The sequence below is a fragment of the Piscinibacter gummiphilus genome (assembly GCF_002116905.1).
Lineage (GTDB): Bacteria > Pseudomonadota > Gammaproteobacteria > Burkholderiales > Burkholderiaceae_C > Rhizobacter > Rhizobacter gummiphilus.
On sequence record NZ_CP015118.1, the window covers coordinates 6209477 to 6229572 of the forward strand.

17 protein-coding genes are annotated in these 20096 nt (G+C 71.5%); 2 read left to right on the top strand and 15 right to left on the bottom strand.

Features of this window, described 5'->3' with window-relative positions:
• The first annotated feature begins 72 nt into the window (after positions 1-72).
• Positions 73-1272, top strand: coding sequence for an MFS transporter (locus tag A4W93_RS28470; protein ID WP_157131795.1), 1200 nt, complete (start codon positions 73-75; stop codon positions 1270-1272).
• Here A4W93_RS28470 and A4W93_RS28475 read toward each other — a convergent pair.
• The 15 genes from A4W93_RS28475 to A4W93_RS28545 form a co-directional block, all read right to left on the bottom strand.
• Positions 1211-1819 (bottom strand): LysE family translocator, encoded by a 609-nt coding sequence (locus tag A4W93_RS28475; protein ID WP_099960114.1) that lies wholly within the window; start codon positions 1817-1819, stop codon positions 1211-1213. The genes A4W93_RS28470 and A4W93_RS28475 overlap by 62 nt on opposite strands.
• A gap of 23 nt (positions 1820-1842) precedes the next feature.
• A complete protein-coding gene (locus A4W93_RS28480) occupies positions 1843-2220 on the bottom strand; it encodes a response regulator transcription factor (protein ID WP_085753819.1) in 378 nt (125 codons plus the stop codon).
• An 81-nt stretch (positions 2221-2301) separates the two neighbouring features.
• Positions 2302-3390 carry a sensor histidine kinase gene (locus tag A4W93_RS28485; protein ID WP_085753820.1) on the bottom strand — a complete coding sequence of 363 codons (1089 nt, stop codon included), beginning with the start codon at positions 3388-3390 and terminating at the stop codon, positions 2302-2304.
• 30 nt (positions 3391-3420) lie between these two features.
• Positions 3421-4116 (bottom strand): response regulator transcription factor, encoded by a 696-nt coding sequence (locus A4W93_RS28490; RefSeq protein WP_237357642.1) that lies wholly within the window; start codon positions 4114-4116, stop codon positions 3421-3423.
• 230 nt (positions 4117-4346) lie between these two features.
• Entirely contained in the window at positions 4347-5696 is a 1350-nt protein-coding gene (locus A4W93_RS28495; protein WP_085753822.1) for a BatD family protein, read from the bottom strand.
• Positions 5693-7339 (bottom strand): VWA domain-containing protein, encoded by a 1647-nt coding sequence (locus A4W93_RS28500; protein WP_085753823.1) that lies wholly within the window; start codon positions 7337-7339, stop codon positions 5693-5695. Before A4W93_RS28500 ends, A4W93_RS28495 begins: the two co-directional genes overlap by 4 nt.
• Positions 7339-8343: a vWA domain-containing protein gene (locus tag A4W93_RS28505; protein WP_085753824.1), complete on the bottom strand. Its 1005-nt coding sequence runs from the start codon at positions 8341-8343 to the stop codon at positions 7339-7341. Before A4W93_RS28505 ends, A4W93_RS28500 begins: the two co-directional genes overlap by 1 nt.
• Complete coding sequence (locus tag A4W93_RS28510) at positions 8330-8896, bottom strand: DUF4381 domain-containing protein (RefSeq protein ID WP_085753825.1); 567 nt, start codon at positions 8894-8896, stop codon at positions 8330-8332. The genes A4W93_RS28505 and A4W93_RS28510 overlap by 14 nt, the downstream gene beginning before the upstream one ends.
• A complete protein-coding gene (locus tag A4W93_RS28515; protein ID WP_085753826.1) occupies positions 8893-9897 on the bottom strand; it encodes a DUF58 domain-containing protein in 1005 nt (334 codons plus the stop codon). Before A4W93_RS28515 ends, A4W93_RS28510 begins: the two co-directional genes overlap by 4 nt.
• A 10-nt stretch (positions 9898-9907) precedes the next feature.
• On the bottom strand, positions 9908-10882 hold the full coding sequence (locus A4W93_RS28520) for an AAA family ATPase (protein ID WP_085753827.1): 975 nt from the start codon (positions 10880-10882) through the stop codon (positions 9908-9910).
• Positions 10883-10891: 9 nt separating this feature from the next.
• Positions 10892-13333: a fused MFS/spermidine synthase gene (locus tag A4W93_RS28525; protein ID WP_237357831.1), complete on the bottom strand. Its 2442-nt coding sequence runs from the start codon at positions 13331-13333 to the stop codon at positions 10892-10894.
• A gap of 70 nt (positions 13334-13403) precedes the next feature.
• On the bottom strand, positions 13404-15002 hold the full coding sequence (locus A4W93_RS28530; protein WP_085753828.1) for an arylsulfatase: 1599 nt from the start codon (positions 15000-15002) through the stop codon (positions 13404-13406).
• An 82-nt stretch (positions 15003-15084) separates the two neighbouring features.
• Positions 15085-16680, bottom strand: a complete 1596-nt coding sequence (locus tag A4W93_RS28535) for an arylsulfatase (RefSeq protein ID WP_085753829.1) — start codon at positions 16678-16680, stop codon at positions 15085-15087.
• A 31-nt stretch (positions 16681-16711) separates the two neighbouring features.
• On the bottom strand, positions 16712-17722 hold the full coding sequence (locus tag A4W93_RS28540) for an HAD family hydrolase (RefSeq protein WP_085753830.1): 1011 nt from the start codon (positions 17720-17722) through the stop codon (positions 16712-16714).
• Positions 17719-18885, bottom strand: coding sequence for a formylglycine-generating enzyme family protein (locus A4W93_RS28545; protein ID WP_169726620.1), 1167 nt, complete (start codon positions 18883-18885; stop codon positions 17719-17721). Before A4W93_RS28545 ends, A4W93_RS28540 begins: the two co-directional genes overlap by 4 nt.
• A gap of 239 nt (positions 18886-19124) precedes the next feature.
• Between A4W93_RS28545 and A4W93_RS28550 the strand changes: the two genes are divergently transcribed.
• Entirely contained in the window at positions 19125-20090 is a 966-nt protein-coding gene (locus A4W93_RS28550; RefSeq protein ID WP_085753831.1) for a septal ring lytic transglycosylase RlpA family protein, read from the top strand.
• Positions 20091-20096: the final 6 nt, after the last annotated feature.

Sequence of the window (20096 nt, forward strand, 5' to 3'; positions counted from 1 at the left end):
GCACATGATGCGCCTTCCGCCATGTCACGTCCGCACCTATCGTCGGTTCAACACCGCTCCCAGGACCACGACATGGACGAATCGACCCCCTCCACCCCCCGCGGGATCCTGGCCGCGCTGGCGCTCTGCATGCTGCTGCCCGCGCTCGGCACCAGCATCGCCAACGTCGCGCTGCCGACCCTGGCGGGCACGTTCGGCGCGACGTTCGAGCAGGTCCGGTGGGTGGTGCTCGCGTACCTGCTCTCGGCCACCGCGCTGATCGTCGGGGCCGGCCGGCTGGGTGACCGGCTGGGGCGGCGGCGCCTGCTGCTCGCGGGCATCGGCGTGTTCACCGCGGCGTCGGCGCTGGCCGGCGCGGCGCCGGGCCTCGGCCTGCTGGTGGCGGCCCGGGCACTGCAGGGCCTGGGCGCGGCCGCGATGATGGCGCTGACGCTGGCCTTCGTCGCCGGCGTCGTGCCAAAGGCGCAGGCCGGCCGGGCGATGGGGCTGCTCGGGTCGGTGAGTGCGGCGGGCACCGCGCTCGGGCCGGCCGCCGGCGGGCTGCTGATCGCGCACGCCGGCTGGCCGGCGGTCTTCCTCGTGGGGGTGCCGCTGGGCGGGCTGGCGTTCGGCCTCGTCTGGCGCCATCTGCCGGCCGACCCGCCCCCGGCCGGATCACCTGGAACGCCCTGGCCGATGCTGCGTGACCCGACGCTCCTCGGCCGCCTGCTGCCGAACCTGCTGGTCGCCTCGGTGGTGATGGCGACGCTCGTCGTCGGCCCCTTCCACCTCGCCGAGGCCTTCGGCCTCGATGCCGCCCGGGTCGGCCTCGCGATGTCCGTGGGACCGGTGGTCGCCGCGCTGGCCGGGGCCCCCTCGGGCCGACTGGTGGACCGCTTCGGCGCCCCGCGCATGGCCCGCGCCGGCCTCGCCACGCTGCTGGCCGGGTGCCTGGGGCTGGGCCTGGCGCCGGAAACCTTCGGCCTCGCCGGCTACCTCGTGCCCCTGGCCGTCGTCACGGCCGGCTACGCGCTCTTCCAGGCGGGCAACCAGACCGCCGTGATGGCGGACGCGCCCGGGGCGCAACGGGGCACGGTCTCGGGCCTGCTGAACCTCTCGCGCCAGCTGGGGTTCATCGCCGGCACCGCCGCACTCGGCGCGGTGTTCGCGGCCACCGGCCTGCGAACGACCTTCGCCGTGGCCGCGGTGCTGGCGGCCACGGCGCTGGCGATCACTGCGAGAACAGGATCGGGTACAGCGACAGCACCAGCAGCCCGGCCGCCACGAGGTTGAACACGCGCACGCTGCGCGGGTTCTGCAGCACGCGGCGCATGCCCACGCCGAACACGGCCCACGCGGCCACGCAGGGGCCGCCCACCAGCCCGAACACCACGGCGAGGGCGGCGGCGTCGGCAAGGCCGAAGGCCGCGGGCAGGTACGTGGTCACGGCGCTCACCGCCATCACCCAGCCCTTCGGGTTGATCCACTGGAAGGCCGCGGCGCCGAGGAAGGTCATGGGGCGGGACGTGGAGGCACCGCCCGAGTCCGTCGCCATCGGCTGGGCGCGGGCGAGCCGCCACGCGAGCCACAGCAGATAGGCCGCGCCCGCGTACTTCAGCACCGTCTGGAGCACGGGCACCGTGGTGAACACGGCATGCAGGCCGAGGCCGACCCCGAGCACCATGAAGGCGAAGCCGAGGACGATGCCGGCGAGGTGGGGCAGCGAACGCACGAGGCCGTGGTTCAGGCCCGAGGCCAGGATCATCATGTTGTTCGGCCCCGGCGTGATCGAGGAGATCGCCGCGAAGGCGCAGAAGGCGAGCCACTGGTCGAAGGACATTCCGCGCAGCATACCCCTCGCGCTCAAGGCGCGCCGGCGCGCGCCCCGGACTCGATCGCACCCCGCACAGCCGCCAGCAGCGCCTGGCCCGCGAACGGCTTGAGCAGGCAGCTGGCGGCGCCCGCCTGGCGCGCCTGTTCGTGCGCGGCGGCGTTGTCGAAGGCCGTCACCATCACGACGGGCAGGCGGAACGACTTCGTTTTCATCCAGTGCATCAGCTCCAGCCCGGAGATCCCGGGCAGCCGCAGGTCCAGCACGAGGCAGGCCGCGTGCGGCGGCGGGACCGCGCCGACCGACGTCTGGAAGGCCTCGGCGGAAGCGAAGTGGCGCACGTCGAAGCCCGCGACGGACAACACCCTCGCCAGCGCCGCGCGCATGCCGTCGTCGTCTTCGACGAGCAAGATCAGGTTGCCTGCAGGTTCCACGGCGCCCCCCTCACGAGGCGGCGGCGGAGCACCCGATCCGCTGCCGTGACGTGATCTTCAGCCGCGCGCGCCGTCCGTGCTACTGGCCTTTGGTGAAGCGTGCATTGCCCGTTGGTGCAGGACGCCATCGGACAGGTCGAGCAGCGGCGCGCATTCCGAATCGCCCGTCGCCAGCGACTCCGGGGCCGCCGGGAAAACGAGCCGGAAGACGGCACCACCGCTGGCCTGGTTGCCGGCCCCGATGCGCCCGCCGTGCGCCTCGACGATGCCGCGGGCGATGGAGAGCCCGAGCCCGCAGCCCTGGGCCTTCGTCGTGAAGAACGGTTCGAAGAGGCGCGGCACGTCGGCCTCGGAAATGCCATGGCCGTTGTCGGAGACGGTGAGCTCGATGCGGTCGCCCGTCACCCGCACGGTGCGGATGTCGATGCGGCGCACGAGGCCCGCGATGTCCGACGTGGCGTCCATCGCGTTGACCGCGAGGTTGAGCACGACCTGCTGGAGCTGCACCGTGTCACCCGTCACCGCGACGGGACCGGCGTCGAGCTGCAGGTCCAGCGCGACCCCCTGGTGGGCCAGCGCCGACGACATGAAGCGGCGCACGTCGAGCACGATCTGGTTGAGGTCGACGCGGCCGCTGGCCGCGGGCCGCTTGCCGATCATCGAGCGGGTCTGCCGCACGATGCCGCTCGCACGCTGCGCGTCCAGCCGGATGTCGGCGATGACCTCGCGCAACTCGTTCCCCGGGGACTGGCCGCCCTCCAGCATCATCTCGGCGGCGTCGGCGTTGCTGAGGATGGCCCCGAGCGGCTGGTTGATCTCGTGGGCGATCGATGCCGTGAGTTCACCGACCGTCGCGAGCCGCATCGCGTGGTACAGCTCGGCCCGGTACGTCTGCGCCTCGAGTTCGGCCTCGCGCCGCCATCGCCGCTGCAGCAGCAGGCCGACGATCAGCAGCGCCTGCAGGCCGATCACCGTGAACACGACGGCGGAGATCCACGGGAAGCGGGAGCCGTCGGCCACCGCGAGCACGTGCGACAGCACCGCGGTGGCCACGAGCACCCCGCCGCACACGAGCACGAAACGCAACTCGCCCGCGGCCACGGCGGACCCGGCCGGGCGGGCGGGGGAGGGGATGTCGATGCTCACGGGACGGAAGCCGCGTGCGGCGCGTGGCGGTCAGGCGACCTGGGGCATCAGCTGCAGCTGTTCGGTCACGTGCACGAGCTCGGCCACCGACTTGCAATGCATCTTTTCCATCAGGCGCGCGCGATGGGCCTTGATGGTGCGCTCGGCGCTGCCGAGTTCGAAGGCAATGGTCTTGTTGAGCTTGCCGCGCACGACGCCGGCCAGCACCTCCCGCTCGCGGGAGGTCAGTGTCTCGTAGCGCGACTGGACCTGCTGCCGCTGGTCGCGTTCGGCGAGCAGTTCGACGCCGCGGCGCATGGCCCGCTGCACCGCGCCCAGCAGCACGTCGCGCGGCGCCGGCTTCGACAGGAAGTCGACCGCACCGCCGCGCATGGCCTGCACGCACATGGGCAGGTCGCCGTTGCCGGTCAGGAAGATGATGGGCAGCACGGCGCCGCGGCGTGCCAGCGACTCCTGCAGGTCGAGGCCCGTGGGGCCCGGCATGCGGACGTCGAGGAGCAGGCAGCCCCGCAGGCGGTCGGGCCGGTCCAGCAGGAACTCGCCCGCGGAACCATACGTGCGCACCTCGAAGCCGGCGAGCTGCAGCACGCGGCGGATCGCGTTTCGAAGGGACTCGTCGTCGTCCACCACGTGGACCGCGGCTTCGGATCGCTCGGGAACGATCGTCTCGTGGTCGCCGCTCGACGTCCAGCTGGATTCGGTCGACGCCATCGTCAAGTGTCCCATGCAACACCTCCCCTATACAGGAATGGACAGGGCCCCGTTACCCTGTCGAAAGGCGTCTCTACTGCATGGCCAAGACGCCCGCTGAGAACGTTCACTGAATCGAGTGAACGAGACTACTTCAAACTCGTCACGATGTGTGACATGGCCGGAAAGCCCGACTGCCGTCATGGACGTGACATGCACGGACGTGCGCTTTACGCTACATCACCGCAACTGCACGGCGATGCACCTCACGGATTCAGCGGCACCAGCGCCGCCACCGACCGGGCGTCGCGCGTTTTCACCCACCGCTCCCGCGCGCGCTGCAGCGGCCCGAGCAGGGCCCGCGACGCCGCCTCCGCGCCGTCGCCCGCACGGGCGTACAGCGCGAGGCGCAAGGCGGCCAGGGCCGTCGACAGCTCCGTGTCGCCCTGCGCCACGGCCCATGACGACACCGTGCCGCCGAGATGGCGGGACCAGTGCAACAGCGCAGCGTCCGCCTGCAGCGCCTTCCCCGCGCGCAACGCCTGCGCCACCGCAGCGAAGGCCACGGCCTCGCTCGCCGCGTGCGCCGCGCGTCGCGCCGCCCGGCGTTCACGCCATGCCGGCAGGTGGCGCGCGAGCCGGCGCCATCCCCACGACACGGCGCCCAGCACCACCAGCCCGATCACCGCCGCCTCCACCACGTCCGCCACCCGCCACCGCCGTGGCGGTTTCACCACGGCAGCCGCGGGAGCGGACGCCGCCTCCGGCGCGATGGCGTTGCCCGCGGCCACCCCCGCCTGCACGGTCACGACCCGCTCGGGCGCCTCGGCCGTGCGCGAGCGGTTCGCCTGCGCGTCGAACCAGCCGATGCGCACCGCCGGCAGCGTGTAGGTGCCGGGCTTCTCGAAGACGTAGGTGATGCGGTCGGTGCGGTGGCCACCGAGGAACTCGCCGCGCGGCCCGCTGTCGTCGCCCAGCACGGGATCGGCCGCGAACACGCGCACGCCGGCCGGTGCCTCCGCATGGGGCGGCGGAATCATCATCGCCTGCGTCTGCGCGGCCGAGGTGTCGAGCGTGCGCACGAGGGCATCGCCCACGTGCAGCGGTGTGCCGTCGGGGCGGTCGAATTGCTGGCGGATGGTCACGCGCGCCACCGGCATCAAGGCCCCGCCCGCGGCACTGGCCGCGGCCGCCGCGCCGGGCGGCAGCTTCGCGATGATCTTGAACGGCGGCAGCGCGACGGTGCCGTGCTGCGGCTTGCCGTCGTCGCCGCCGTACGTGAAGGTGATCCTGGCCGGCGGCAGCGTGAAGTCGCCGGCCTGCTGCGCGGCGAAGACGTAGGTCTTCTCGATGCTTGCGTACGTGACCCCGCCGATCGTCTCGGTGGCGTTCTGCCCGCTCTCGTCCGGCATCGTCACGATGGCCCCGGACACTGCGAGCGGCGGGAAGGGCGGGGCCGACGTGAAGTAGTTCGGGGTCATCACCTTCACGTGCACGTGCACCTGCTGGCCCACGAGCACCGGCTGCTTCTCCTGCAGGCGAACCGTCACCCGCGGGGACGCGGCCCACGCGGCGCCCTGCAGCAGGAGCAGCAGCACGAGCCCCCACCGCGTCATGGCGACTTGTCCTTCGCCGAGCGCTGCTGCAGCGCGAACTTGCGCGCGAGCAACTGGGTGGGGGTGGTCTGGATCGCGCGCATCCACGTGTCGGCGGTCTGCTTCGACGCCATCTGCACCTGCTGCTTGCCGGCCTTGCCCTTGTCGTCGAACTGGATCTGGTCGGGCTTCAGGTTCGGGTCCTCGGCCTGGTCGTCGTCCTTTTTCGGGTCCGGCTTCGGCGGGATCAGCCCGCGCACGAGGGCGAGGTTGGCCGTCGCCTCGGGCCACTGCGGGCGACGCGCCAGCGCCTGCGTGTAGCGCGCGGCCGCGGCCTCGTAGCGCCCCTGCCACGCGAGCGCGTTGCCCTGGTTGAAGTCGCTCTCGGGCGAATCGACCCGCGCGAAGCTCTGCTCGGCCTCGGCGAAGCGGCCCGCGCGGTACAGCGCGGTGCCGCGCCACATCGGGTCGGCGAAGTGTTCGGCCGCCGCGGCGTAGTCGCCCCGCTCGAACGCGCGGCGGCCCTGCTGGTCGGGGGTGAGCCACAGGTCGATGAAGTGCCAGCCGCGCGCACCGCCCTGCGCCCAGGCGGGGTCCGCGGGCGCCTGCAGCACCACGCCCAGCAGCAGCGCACTCACCCAGCGAACCGTCCAGCCCTTGCGGAACCACAACGCGGCCAGCAGCACGATGGGGATCGTGAACCACCAGCCCTGGTCCTTCCAGCGTGTGGCGGTCCCGGTGTCCTTCCGTGCCAGGTGCGACTGCACGCGCCGCTGCACCCAGGCCACGTCGTCGTCGCCGTCGGGCGTGAACGTGGCGAGGGGCACGCCGGTCGCCGCCTTGAAGGCCTGCAGGCCGGCCACGTCCATGCGCGCGAAGACACGCTGGCCGTGGTCCTCCTGGAAACCGCTGGCACCGCTGCGCAGCGGGCCGCCCTGTTCGGTGCCGATCGCGAGCACCAGCGGCTGGCTGCCGGTGCCGTCCACCTGCGCCTTGAACGCCGCGGTGGCCGCGGGTTCGATGCCGTCGGTGAGGAACAGGATGGTGCCGGGCACGGACTCCTTCGCGAGGGCCGCGTCGATGGCCTTCAGCGCCTGCACGGTGTCGCGGCCGGGCCGCGGCATGATCCCCGTCTCCAGCGCATCGACGAAGGTCTGCAGCAGCTTGCTGTCGTCGGTCAGCGGCAGCACGAGGTGGGTGGACCCGGCGTAGGCGTAGAGCGCGGTGCGCCCGCCCTGGCGGTGCGACAGCAGCGCCTTGACCTTGAGCTTCGCGCGTTCGAGCCGGGTGGGGGACACGTCGATCGCGTCCATGGTGCGCGACAGGTCGATCGCGATGGCGAGCGGCGCCTTGTCCTCGACGAACGGCGGGCGCTCCTGCTCCCACGTGGGCCCGGCCACCGCCACGGCGCCGAGCGCGATCAGCAGCGCCGTCAGGTGCACCGGCCGCAGCCGCCAACGCCGCCGGCGTTCGATCACCAGCGCGTCGAGCAGGTGCGGCGCGATGCTGCCTCGCCAGCGGCGGCGCACGTTGTCGCGCCAGCCCACCACCCACACCAGCAGGCCGGCGGGCACCAGCGCCCACAGCCACACCGGGCGCAGGAAATGGAAGGCCGCCATCGCGGGGTCCACGTGGTCGGCGAGCCAGGCGGCGAGCGTGTCCATCACGCGGTCTTCCGCGCGACCTGCCAGCCGCGGCGCAACGTCGAGAACACCGCCATCAGCAGCTGGTAGGCCACCACCAGCGCCACGGCCGCACCCAGCGGCCACATGAAGAGTTCACGCTTCGGCCGCCACGACTGCGTCTCCTCGTCGTGCGGCGTGATCTGGTCGAGGGTCGCGTAGATGGCCTCGAGCTGCTGCTGGTCCGCGCCGAAGAAGTAGCGGCCGCCCGTGGCCGCGGCGGTCTTCTTCAGCGTCTCGAGGTCCACCTTGTCCTCGCCGGTGGCCGACGGGTTGCCGATGCCCACCGTGTGCACGACCACGCCGCGGTCCTTCGCGATCTCGGCCGCGCGCTCGGGCGGCATCCTGCTCGCCGTGTCGTTGCCGTCGGTGAGCGCGATCATCACCTTCTGCTTCGCCTTGCTTTCGTCGAACATCTTGATGCCGAGTCCGATGGCGTCGCCGAACGCGGTGCGCGGCCCGGCCATGCCCGGCAGCGCCTCGCCGATCATCGACTGCACCAGCGCGTGGTCCATCGTGAACGGGGCCTGGGGGTAGGGCGAGTCGCCGAAGACGATCAGGCCGATGCGGTCGCCGGACCGGCGCCGCACGAACTCGCTCACCACCTGCTTCACGGCCGCCACGCGGGTGACGAGCCGCCCGCCGGGGTCGCGGAAGTCGCGCGTGTCCATCGACTGCGACAGGTCCAGCGCCAGCAGCAGGTCGCGCGCGGGCAGCACCTTGCGGATCGGCGGCTCCACGTACTGGGGCCGCGCGAGCGCGAGCACCACCAGCGCCCACAGCAGCGGCGCCAGCAGCCACTGCAGCCAGTTGCGTCGCGGGGTCACGGCGCCGGGCGCGGGCCGCAGGCCGGCGGCCTCGGCCACCTCGCCGAAGAAGGGCAGGCGCACCGAGGCGCTCTCCTCGCGGTAGGGCTTGAGCAGCAGCCACACGAGCAGCGGCAGCGGCAGCACGGCCAGCAGCCACGGGTGTTCAAGCTGGTACACGGCGGTCTCCGCGGGTCACGCGGTGGTGGGTGATCCAGTGGCGGGCGGCCGACACCATCGCGCGGGCCTCGTCGGGCGGCACGGCGGCGAGGCCGGCTGGGGCGCGGTACTGCAGGTCGTCGAGCAGGCGCGCGAGCGCGGGATCGGCGCCGCCTCGCGCATGGGCGGCCACGAAGCCGGTCCACGCGGGGCCGCTCAGCGCCGCGGTGCGTTCCCGCGGCCACGCCACCAGCGCGCAGCGCTTGAGCAGCGGCGGCACCGCGGCCAGCTGCGCGGCGGGATCGGACGACAGCCGCGCCAGTTCGGCGAGGGCCTCGCGGCGGTAGCGATTCACGTGCCAGCGGTGAACGACGTGCCACACCAGCCACAGCAACGCGATCGCCAGCACCCCGGCGAGCACGGCCCAGCCCGCCGTCTGCGGGGTCCACGGCACCGGCGGAGGCACGGCCAGGTCCGCGAGGTGACCGAGCGCCTCGCGCGCCTGTGGCGTGACGCCCGACGCGGCGGACGCCGGTGCGGCCGGGTTCGCGACGGTGTGCACGAGCTCGCTCATCGGGACCCTCGCCGCGACGGCGTGTCGATGCGCCCGAGCAGCCGGCGCAGCTGCGGCGCCGTCTCCTCCGCGGCCGACAGCGGCAGCACCGGCACGCCGATGCCCTGCTGCCACGCCCGCAGCGCCGAGCCCTGCGCCTCGACGAAGGCCTCGATGCCGCGCCGGTGCGGCTCGCGCCCGAACCCCAGTTCCACCTGCAGGTCGCCGTCGCTCACCACCATCTCGCCGGACGCGGGCAGGTTGCCGAGGAACGGGTCGTGCACCAGCACCGCCAGCACGTCGTTGTGGGCGGCGAGCCGCAGCAGCAGGTCGCGCGTGCGTTCGCCGTGCCCGTCGAAGTCGCTGACGACCACGACGAGGTGGTCGTGGTGGGCGACGCGCGCGGCGCGGTCCAGCACGTCGTCGAGCCGCGCGCCGCCGCGGCCCGGTGGTGCGTCGGCGCGCAACAGGCCGTTGCGGCGGGCCACTTCGCCCAGCAGGTGCAGCACCGCGTCGCGGCTGCGTTTCGGCTTCAGCTCGGTCAGGTCCTGGTCGCCGAACACGAACCCGCCCACGCGGTCGCCGTCGGCAAGCACCCGCCATGCGACGAGCGCGGCCACCTCGGCGGCCACCACGGACTTCATCGCCCGCTGCGAACCGAAGAACATGTTCTGCCGCTGGTCCACGAGCAGCAGCACCGGGCGGTCCTTCTCCTCGCTGTAGACACGCACGTGCGGCCGGCCGGTGCGTGCGGTGACACGCCAGTCCATCGTGCGGATGTCGTCGCCGGGCAGGTACGGGCGCAGCTCCTCGAACGCGAGGCCGCGGCCGCGCACCTTCGAGGCGTGGCGGCCGGCGAGCAGGCTGTGCACGGGCTGGCGCGGGCGGAAGTGGAAGTCGCGCACCTCGTGCTCGAGCCGCGCGAGGCCCGCGGCATCGACGTGCACGCCGGGTGTCGGCGCGGGCGTGTCGGAGGCCCGCTGGCGCGAGGTGCGGGCGCGTGCGGCGGCATCGGGGCGCATGGCCGCGTCCTCAGGCCACCGCGACCTTCTGCACGAGCCGCTCGATCACCGCATCGGCGGAGACCTGCGCGGCGTGCGCCTCGTAGCTGAGGATCAGCCGGTGGCGGAACACGTCGTGCACGACGGCCTGCACGTTCTCCGGCGTCACGAACGTGGCGCCGTGCAGCCAGGCATGCGCCCGCGCCACCTTGTCGAGGCCGATCGCCCCGCGCGGGCTCACGCCCACCTGGATCCACGACGCGAGATCGGGGTCGAGCGCCTTCGGATCGCGCGTGGCCTGCACGAGCGCGACGATGTAGCGCTCCACCGCCTCGCCCACCTCGATGCCGTGCACCTCGGCCCGGGCCGCGAACACGGCGTCCGCCGCGAGCCGGCTGCCACCGGCCGCCTTGGCCTTTCCCTCCGCGGCTTCCTCCGCGCGGGCCAGCCGCACGATCTTCGCTTCGGCATCGCCCTGGGGGTAGCCCACGCTGACGTGCATCAGGAAGCGGTCCATCTGCGCCTCGGGCAGCGGGTAGGTGCCTTCCTGCTCGATCGGGTTCTGCGTCGCCATCACCAGGAACAGCGGGGGCAGCTTGTGCGTGGTGCCGCCCACCGTGACCTGGCGCTCCTCCATCGCCTCCAGCAGCGCGGCCTGCACCTTCGCGGGCGATCGGTTCACCTCGTCGGCGAGCACGAGGTTCGCGAACAGCGGCCCCGCCTGGAAGCGGAACTCGCCCTTGCCGCCTTCGCTGAAGTAGACCTCGGAGCCGGTGATGTCGGCCGGCAGCAGGTCGGGGGTGAACTGGATGCGGGAGAACTTCGCGTCCAGGTGGTTCGACAGACTCTTGATGGCGCGGGTCTTCGCGAGGCCCGGCAGGCCCTCGACGAGCAGGTGGCCGTCGGCCAGCAGGCCGAGCAGCAGCCGCTCGACCATCGCGGACTGGCCGATGACGGATTCGCCGAGCTGCGTCTGCAGCGTCAGCAGGGATTCACGTGCGCCCATGGGATGTCCTCAACGTGCCTGCCCGCCGAACCAGCGGTAGTAAGGGTTCGTGCCGTCGGCCCGCATCACCGTGTTCATCTCCTGCGCCCAGCCGCGGCGGTCGCCGATGTAGGCGGCGAGGCCTGCGCGGTAGAAGGCCATCAGCGTCGCGCGTTCGGCCTTCACCGCGTCGCCGAACGCGGCGTCGCCGCCCTGCAGCGGGGGTTCGGTCTGCAGCTCGACGAGATTCGACAGCGTCATCGGGAACTCCTCGCGGCGCACCCACGGGGCGTACTCGATGGCGGGCCGGTCGTCGGTGACCGCCGGCACGTCGCCCGCGTACCGCACGAGGCCCTCGCGGCCGGTCACCCACGTGGCGAGCAGCGCCTCGGGCGACGCGACCCCCACCGCGCCGAGGGCCTGCGCCACGGCCGGTTCGGTGAACCGCTGGCGGATGCGCGGCAGGTCCAGCTCGATCGGGTCCATCGATCCGACGAGCAGCATCTCGTGCAGCTCGGTGGTCCACAAGGTGGCGTGCGGGAACACCGCGAGGAAACTCTGCACCAGCGCGCGGGTGTCCGCGTCGTTCTGCGTGGGCAGCGGCAGCCATTGCGCCACGAGGCCGCCCGGCTGCAGCCGGCTCGCCGCCAGCGCGTAGAACTCGGTGGCGTACAGGTTGACGACGCCCGCGGCCGACGGCGGCGGCGGCTCCAGCGTGATCAGGTCGTGGCGCTGCGGGTTGCCGAGCAGCTCGTGGCGGCCGTCGCGCACGCGGATCGTCAACCGCGGGTCGCTCGCCAGGTCGAAGTTGCCGGAGAAGCCCGGCACCGCCCGCACCACCGCCGGCAGCAGCTCCACCACCTCGCGCCGTTCGAGGCCGGGCCACGCGAGCAGCGAGCCGCCCGTGATGCCGGTGCCCAGGCCGATCACGAGGGCCGACTTCGGCTCGCCGCGGTGCACGATGAGGGGCAGCAGCGCCTGCAGCCGCATGTAGCGCAGCGAGGTCATGGTGTCACCCGAGTTCGACACCCCCTGGATGTAGAGGCGACGGAAGGTGCGCTGGCCGGCGGTCTGCTCGATCACGGCGACGGTGCCGCCCCGGCTCTCCTCGTACGCGACGAGCTTGCCGCCGCGGGCCTCCGCCAGCAGCGTGGCCAGGCGGTCGGGCGGGGCCAGCACCGCGGTCACCAGCGTGGCGAGGGCCAGCGCCGGCACGGCGAACCGCAGCCGCCCCTGGGACTGCCGCGACGCCACCACGCCGAGCGCGGCCGCCGCGACCGCCAGCACGGCCAGCGTGCGCACGAGGCCCAGCGCGGGCACCAGTGCAAAACCCACGAGCAGCGTGCCGGCGATGCCACCCACCGTGTTCAGCGCGACGACACGCCCCACGCCCGAGCCGATGCGGCCCGGGCCCACCGCGAGGCGCAGTGCGTACGGGAAGGCCGCGCCCAGCAGCAGCGTGGGCACGAACACGATGGCGAGCGCCGCCACGGCGAACCGCGCGCTCATCGCGGTGAGCGGCGCATCGCCGCCCACGGCGCGGGCCGCGGCCGACTGCCACGCCGGCAGCCAGGCACCGAGGCTCACCACCTCGACGAGGGCGACCAGCCCGGCCGACGCGACCAGCAGGCCGAACACCGCCCAGGGCTGGCGAGAGCGGTCCGCAGGGCGTGCAGCGAGCGCGCTGCCGATCACGAGGCCCGCGAGGTAGGTGGCGAGCACGATCGCGAACGCGTACGCGCGCGTGCTCATGAATTGAACGATGGCCTGGGACCAGACCACCTCGTAGCCGAGGGCGAGCCCCCCGGCCACCGCATAGAGGGCCAGCGCCGTGCGCGAGCCCGCAGGCTCATCGGCCACGGCGCTCGGCGTGGCGGCCGGACCGCGGTCGAGCATCCATGCGCAGGCCGCCACCGCGACGTTCGCGAGTGCCGCCGCGAGCGCCGTGCCCTGCACGCCGAGCCACGGGATCAGCACGAACGGCGCGAGCAGCGCGCCCGCGATGGCGCCGGCCGTGTTGGCCGCGTAGAGCCGGCCGCCGGTGGTGGCCACGCGGCCTTCACCCGGATCGGCCGCGCGCAGCAGCACGGGCAGCGTGCCACCCATCAGGAACGCGGGCGCGGCCACCAGCACCAGCGGCAGCGCCCAGGCAAGCGGCCCCACCGCCGACTGCAACGACACGAACCACGGCGCCGCCTGCGACAGCAGCACCGTGGTGGCGATCGCGAGCGCCGCGATCCCGAGCTCCAGCGCGGCGCACAGCCGCAGCGGGCGCGCGACCCGGTCGGCGAACCGGCCGAGCCACCACCCACCGGCGGCCAGGCCCGCGAAAAACGCGCTCACCGCGATGCTGACCGCGTGGACCTCTACCCCCACCACCAGGGAGAGCTGCTTGATCCACAACACCTGGTAGACGAGGGCGGCGGCGCCCGAGGCCGCGAGCAGCCCGGCGAACACACCCGCCGTCACCACGTCACGGACCCCGACGCGCGCGCCGAGGGTTGGAGCCTGCAGTTGTGCGGTCACCACCGTGGCGTCCTCGTCACTTCGGACTCGGACTGCGCTTCTTCATCTCGGCGATCTTGCGCTTCACGTCCGCCGCGATCTGGTCGACCGAGAAGCTCGCCGGGTCCTGGCTGGGCGGGTACTGCACGAAGGTCTCGAGGAAAGCCGCCGATCGCATCACGCCCTGCACCGTCAGGTACGCGTTGTCGGTCATCCAGGCGTAGTACTGGTCGGAGACGATGTCGGCCCGCTCGTACGGGTCCATCCGAAGGTTGTAGATTTTCGGCAATCGCAGGCACGTGAACGGGTTGGCCCACACCTGCATGCCACCCGGCAGGCGCTGTTCGCAGAAAACGAACTTCCAGTTGTCCACCCGGGTGGCCACCAGTTCGCCGTCGTCGTTGAAGTAGAAGAACTCGCTTCGTGCGCTCTTCGGTGCCTTGCCGGTGATGTAGTCGAGCTGGTTGTAGCCGTCGAGGTGCACCTTGAAGTTCGTGCCGCCGAGACCCGTGCCCTTGAGCAGGCGGTCCTTGACGGTCGTGTCACCCGCCGCCGCGAGCAGCGTCGGGAACCAGTCGAGCCCCGAGAACATGCCATTGGCGACCTCGCCCGGCTTGACGTGGCCCGGCCATCGCACCATCGCCGGCACGCGGAATGCGCCTTCCCAGTTGGTGTCCTTCTCGCTGCGGAACGGTGTGGTTGCCGCGTCGGGCCACGAGAACTGGTTCGGTCCGTTGTCGGTCGTGAAGACGACGATGGTGTTGTCGGCGATCTTCAGGTCGTCGAGGGTCTGAAGCAGCTTGCCGACGTTGTTGTCCATCTCGATCATGCCGTCGGCGTACTCGTTGCCGGGCATGCCCGCCTGGCCCCGCATCGACTCACGCACGTGCGTGAAGATGTGCATGCGTGTGAAGTTCATCCACGTGAAGAAGGGCTTGCCGGCCTGTGCCTGCTTCTTGATGAACTCGATCGCGGCGCCGGTGGTCTCGTCGTCGATGGTCTCCATCCGCTTCTTGTTCAGCGGGCCGGTGTCCTCGATCTTGCCGTCGGCCGAAGCCCGCAGCACCCCGCGCGGCTTGTACGCCTTGACGAACGCGGGGTCGTCCTTCGGCCAGTACGGGCGCTCGGGTTCCTCCTCGGCGTTCAGGTGATACAGGTTGCCGAAGAACTCGTCGAAGCCGTGTTTGGTGGGCAGGTACTCGTCACGGTCGCCGAGGTGGTTCTTGCCATACTGGCCGGTCGCATAGCCTTGCGCCTTCAGCGCCTGCGCGATGGTCGCGTCGCGGGCCTGCAGCCCCACGGCCGCACCCGGCATGCCTACCTTCGACAGGCCGGTGCGGTACGGCGACTGGCCGGTGATGAACGACGAGCGGCCGGCGGTGCAGCTGTTCTCGGCGTAGTAGTCCGTGAAGATCAGCCCTTCCTTCGCGATGCGGTCGATGTGCGGGGTCTTGTAGCCCACCACGCCGAGGCTGTACGCACTGAGGTTCGTCTGCCCCACATCGTCGCCGAAGATCACGAGAATGTTGGGCTTCTTTGTCTGGGCGTGCGCCGGCAGATGCACCGACACCGCCACGACCGCCGACAACACGGCCGAGCCGATGAAGCGGGCCGCGCGAAACACATGGATTGCCATCGATTTCTCCTGGAGGTGATGGACGGTCGAGCATCGAGACATGCCGTGGCCCGGAACAGCGGCCACGGCCGGTGCTTGCGGGCTACTTCTTCGCCGGCCCCTTGCCGAGGCGCTGCTCGATCTGCTCGTTGATCTTCTGCTGCACCGCGTTGATGCCGAACTCGGCCGGCAACTGGCTGGGCGGGTACTCGAGGTAGGTCTGCAGGTGGGCGATCGCGCGGGTCTGCGCCTCGATCGTCAGGTAGACGTTCTTGGTCTGGAAGTCGTAGTACTGGTCGGACACGACGTCCGCTCGCTCGTACGGGTCCATGCGCAGGTTGAAGAGCTTGGGCAGGCGCAGGCAGGTGAACGGGTTCGCCCACACCTGCATGCCCCCTGGCGCGCGCTGTTCGCAGAACACCGCCTTCCAGTTGCCGGCCCGCATCGCCACCAGTTCGGCGTCGTCGTTGAAGTAGAAGAACTCCTCCCGCGCGCCCTTCTGGCTCTTGCCCGTCAGCAGGTCGAGCTGGTTGTAGCCGTCGAGATGGATCTTGCCGCTCTTGCCACCGATCGTGGCGCCCTTCAGCAGCCGCTCCTTGACCGTGGTGTCACCCGCCGCCGCGAGCAGGGTCGGGAACCAGTCGAGCCCGGAGAACAATTCCGACGACACCTCACCCGGCTTGATCTTGCCCGGCCAGCGGACCATGGCCGGCACGCGGAACGCGCCTTCCCAATTGGTGTCCTTTTCACTGCGGAACGGTGTGGTCGCGGCATCCGGCCAGCTGAACTGGTTCGGACCGTTGTCGGTCGTGAAGATGACGATGGTGTTGTCGGCGATCTTGAGGTCGTCCACCGCCTTCAGCAGCTTGCCGACGTTGTTGTCCATCTCGATCATGCCGTCGGCGTACTCGTTGCCGGGCATGCCGCTCTGGCCACGCATCGATTCACGCACGTGGGTGAACAGGTGCATGCGCGTGAAGTTCATCCAGGTGAAGAACGGCTTGCCGGCGGCGGCCTGCTTCTTCATGTACTCGATCGCGGCGCCGGTGGTCTCGTCGTCGATCGTTTCCATCCGCTTCCTGTTGAGCGGGCCGGTGTCTTCGATCTTGCCGTCGGCCGAGGCCCGGAGGACCCCGCGCGGAGTGAAGTTCTTGACGAAGGGGTCGGCCTTGTCCTTCGGCCAGTACGGGCGCTCGGGCTCCTCCTCCGCGTTGAGGTGGTACAGGTTGCCGAGGAATTCGTCGAAGCCGTGTTTGGTCGGCAGATACTCGTCGCGGTCGCCGAGGTGGTTCTTTCCGAATTGACCCGTCGCGTAGCCCTGCGCCTTCAGGGCCTCGGCGATCGTGATGTCGCGCGCCTGCAGGCCGACAGCCGCGCCAGGCAGCCCTACCTTGGAGAGCCCGGTGCGCTTGGGCGTCTGTCCGGTGATGAAGGTGGACCGGCCGGCGGTGCAGCTGTTTTCGGCGTAGTAATCCGTGAACCGCATGCCTTCGTGGGCAATGCGGTCGATGTTCGGCGTCTTGTAGCCGACGACCCCCTGGCCGTAGACGCTCAGGTTGGTCTGGCCGACATCGTCTCCGAAGATCACGAGGATGTTGGGCTTCTTGCCCTGGGCCTGCGACACCCCCGGCAAGGCGACCGCACAGGCCGCCAGCAGCAGGGCTCCGACGCGAAGGCGCCGCGAGAACGACAATTTCATGAGGTGGCTCCTTGGTGATGGAAGGATCCGGTCACTTGACCGGCGGATAGATCTGCGTCCAGTCGTTCTTCATGCTGACCAGCGTCCAGCCCTTGGCGACCGCCTCGTCCCAGGCCTTGTCGAGCGTGCCGATGTGGCTCTTCCGGTCGTAGGCGAACTCGCGCTCGGCGTCGTCGTGGTGGACGATCACGGCGAGCCGCCGGCCTGGCCCCTGCGTCGTGAACTGCAGCATCTGCAGGTCACCGTCGGAATTGCCCACCGCGAGGATGGGCCGGCGGCCGATCTGGCGGTAGATGCCGACCGGCTTCGTGGGGCCGTCGTTCATCTCCATGCCCGGCTGGCGCACGAGCTTCAGCTGGCCACCGGCGGGTTCGAACTTGAGCGGCGTGAACGAGCCCACCACCTGCTCCGGCGGGATGCCGTACACGGCCTCGCTCCAGGGCCGCATGAACTCGTGGCTGCCCCCCGAGACGATGAACGTCTTGAATCCCCGGGACCGCAGGAAGTTGAGCAACTCGAGCTGCGGTTGGTACACCATCTCGGTGTAGAGCCGCTGCGTCTTCGGATGGCGGGCCTGAGCGAGCCAGGCCCGGATGAGCTGGTCGTACTCGTCGACACTCGCCCCCGCGTCCGCTGCCAGCAGCACCTCGAACAGGGCTTTCTGGTTCGCGAACGCCGCGGCATGGTCCCCGGCGGCCAGCGCCTTGTACGCCGGGTTGTCGTTCCACTCGGGGTGCCGTGGCGCCGCCGCCTTCACCCGCTCCAGCATGAAGACGAACTGGAAGTACAGCGGCTGCTCGGCCCACAGCGTGCCGTCGTTGTCGAACACCGCGATGCGTTCTTCCTTCGGCACGAACGACTTGCTGCCTTCGCGCGAGACGTCGGCGACGAAGTCGGTGATGGCCGCTTTCGCCGGGCCGTCGCGCCACGACGGCAGCGGGTCTCCGGCGGGCGCCTTGGCCCCCGGGCCGGCGCAGCCCGCGATGGCGATCAGGGCTACGGTGGCGACGCCGAAGGCGCGGCGGGTCCAGTTCGAAGTCATGCGCCGTCTCCTTTTCCACCGCGGCTGGCGGACCGGGCGGCCCAGGCCGAATCGTCCATTACCAGTCGGAAGCCCAGGTGAGACATGCTCGTGTACGGGTCGGTGCCGCGGCGGGCGCTCGGCCGGTAGCTCATGCAGAAGGCCTCGTTGCAGAGGAACGAGCCGCCGCGCGTGACCCGCTTCGGCGCGCCCACGGGCACACCCGGGTCGGCCGGATCCCAGCTCGACTCGGGGCCGGTGGGATCGACCTGGGCCTGGCCGGACTGCACGACGCGCGCGAACTGGTCGGCGCGGTACCAGTCGGCCACCCATTGCCAGGCGTTGCCGGTCATGTCGGAGAGGCCGTAGCCGTTGGTGGGGAAGGTGCCGACCCGCGACGTGCCGAGCGCGCCGCCGGCCTTCGGGCTCACGACGGGGAAGGTCGCGGCCTGCTGCCCCTGCCACACGTTGGCCATCTGCTGGTTGCCCGGCGCGAAGTCATCGCCCCACGCGTAGGTGGCCTGCGAGAGCCCGCCGCGCGCGGCGAACTCCCATTCGGCTTCGGTGGGCAGGCGTTTGCCCGCCCACTTCGCGTAGGCCTGCGCGTCTTCGAAGCTCACCTGCACGACCGGGTGGTCGTCGAGGCCCTCGATGGAACTGCCCGGGCCACGCGGGTGCTTCCAGTCGGCGCCGGGCACGTACGACCACCAGCGCGAGTAGTCGCGGTAGTCGGGCACGGGCGCGGTGGTGCCGGTGAACACCATGCCGCCGGCGATCAGCGCCGAGTCGGGCGGGCGCGGCGTGCCGGCCGGCACCTGCGGCGCGATGGTCTCCCACTCGGGCTTGCGCTCGGCGGTGCTGACGTAGCCGGTGGCTTCGGTGAACTGGCGGAACTGCGCGTTGGTGACGTGGTGGCGGTCCATCCAGAACGCCTTCACGCGGGCCGTGTGCGCGGGCTTCTCGTTGGCTTGCGCGAGTTTGTGGTCGCTGCCCATCAGGAACTCGCCGCCGGGCACGCGCACCATGTCGAGCGGCCCGGCCACGCCGTCGCCCACGACGACCTGGAACTTCGCGGCCGGTGCCGCGCGGCTGCCGGCCCACCACGTGACGCCGGCGTAGCCGGCCGCGGCGAGCACCACGGCGCTCGCGACCGCCGCCACGAGGCCACGGCCCGGAAGCCGCATCGGTGCCGGGGCCTCCGCCTGCATCGGCAGGGCGAGGGCCGCTGCGGCGGCGGCCCGTCGGATCGTGCGTGGACGCTTCGCGTTGGTCATGGGACCGGACTCCTGCGGGTGAGGTGCCGACGCAGTCTTTCACCCACCGCTGGTAGCGTCTATTGCACTTTGGTGCATTCGTTCGCGGTGGCGGTTCCAGGCGTCGCGCGGTGGTTTGGCACAATGCCCCGAACCCGGGCCCCCGACGCATGACCGAGACTTCCCGCCACGCACCGCCGACCCTGACCCGCTCGCTCGCCGCCTCGTGCGTGGTGACGCTCGCGCTGCTGCTGGCCGCGTGTGCCTCCGGTCCGGGCAAGGCCCCGTCGGGCCGCGACGGCCCCGAGGCCCGCCCGCCCTCCGGCCTGTCGGACGTGCCCGATGCGCAGCCCCGCGTGGAGCCCATCCGCAGCGGCGGACCGAACAAGCCCTACGAGGTGCTCGGCAAGGACTACTCGCCGATGCGCGAGGACGGTGAACTGACCGAACGCGGCCTCGCGTCCTGGTACGGCAAGAAGTTCCACGGCCGCAAGACCGCGAGCGGCGAGACGTACAACATGTACGCGATGACGGCCGCGCACAAGACGATGCCGATCCCGAGCTACGCCCGCGTGCGCAACCCGAAGAACGGCCGCGAGATCATCGTGCGCGTGAACGACCGCGGGCCCTTCCACGCAGGCCGCGTGATCGACCTCAGCTACACCGCGGCGCTCAAGCTCGGCGTGCTCAACGGTGTCGCGCCGGTGGAGGTGGAGCGCATCACCTTCGAGCAGATCCGCACCGGCAGCTGGCAGCGCGGCAACACCGCGCCCGCGGCGCCCGCGCCGGAACCCGAACCCGTGGTCGTGGCCACGGCACCGGTCGCGCCGCCGCCCGTGGTTCCCGCGCCGGCCACGGTGCCGGACACCCCCCCCACGGTGGCCGCCACCGTCGCGGCGCAAGGCTTCTGGGTGCAGCTCGGGGCGTTCAAGCAGCGCGACGGCGCCGAGCAGTTCCAGCGCCGCGTGTCCGACGAACTCGACTGGCTCGCGCCGCAGCTCGCGGTGTTCAGCGAGCCGTCGATGTACCGCCTCCAGGCCGGGCCCTACCCGAGCCGCAGCGAGGCGCAGGGCACGGCGGACCGCATCCGCAGCGTGCTGCAGCTCGTGCCGGTGATCGTCGAGAAGCGCCGGTAGCGCGCG

What these genes read in the sequence shown, in the direction of transcription:
- A4W93_RS28545 (WP_169726620.1), bottom strand. Translation starts at nt 18,885, where the DNA reads ATGCGGCTTCCGGGCCGTGGCCTCGTGGCGGCGGTCGCGAGCGCCGTG.
- A4W93_RS28475 (WP_099960114.1), bottom strand. Translation starts at nt 1,819, where the DNA reads ATGTCCTTCGACCAGTGGCTCGCCTTCTGCGCCTTCGCGGCGATCTCC.
- A4W93_RS28510 (WP_085753825.1), bottom strand. Translation starts at nt 8,896, where the DNA reads ATGAGCGAGCTCGTGCACACCGTCGCGAACCCGGCCGCACCGGCGTCC.
- A4W93_RS28535 (WP_085753829.1), bottom strand. Translation starts at nt 16,680, where the DNA reads ATGAAATTGTCGTTCTCGCGGCGCCTTCGCGTCGGAGCCCTGCTGCTG.
- A4W93_RS28520 (WP_085753827.1), bottom strand. Translation starts at nt 10,882, where the DNA reads ATGGGCGCACGTGAATCCCTGCTGACGCTGCAGACGCAGCTCGGCGAA.
- A4W93_RS28495 (WP_085753822.1), bottom strand. Translation starts at nt 5,696, where the DNA reads ATGACGCGGTGGGGGCTCGTGCTGCTGCTCCTGCTGCAGGGCGCCGCG.
- A4W93_RS28515 (WP_085753826.1), bottom strand. Translation starts at nt 9,897, where the DNA reads ATGCGCCCCGATGCCGCCGCACGCGCCCGCACCTCGCGCCAGCGGGCC.
- A4W93_RS28530 (WP_085753828.1), bottom strand. Translation starts at nt 15,002, where the DNA reads ATGGCAATCCATGTGTTTCGCGCGGCCCGCTTCATCGGCTCGGCCGTG.
- A4W93_RS28490 (WP_237357642.1), bottom strand. Translation starts at nt 4,116, where the DNA reads ATGGGACACTTGACGATGGCGTCGACCGAATCCAGCTGGACGTCGAGC.
- A4W93_RS28550 (WP_085753831.1), top strand. Translation starts at nt 19,125, where the DNA reads ATGACCGAGACTTCCCGCCACGCACCGCCGACCCTGACCCGCTCGCTC.
- A4W93_RS28470 (WP_157131795.1), top strand. Translation starts at nt 73, where the DNA reads ATGGACGAATCGACCCCCTCCACCCCCCGCGGGATCCTGGCCGCGCTG.
- A4W93_RS28540 (WP_085753830.1), bottom strand. Translation starts at nt 17,722, where the DNA reads ATGACTTCGAACTGGACCCGCCGCGCCTTCGGCGTCGCCACCGTAGCC.
- A4W93_RS28500 (WP_085753823.1), bottom strand. Translation starts at nt 7,339, where the DNA reads ATGGACACGCTCGCCGCCTGGCTCGCCGACCACGTGGACCCCGCGATG.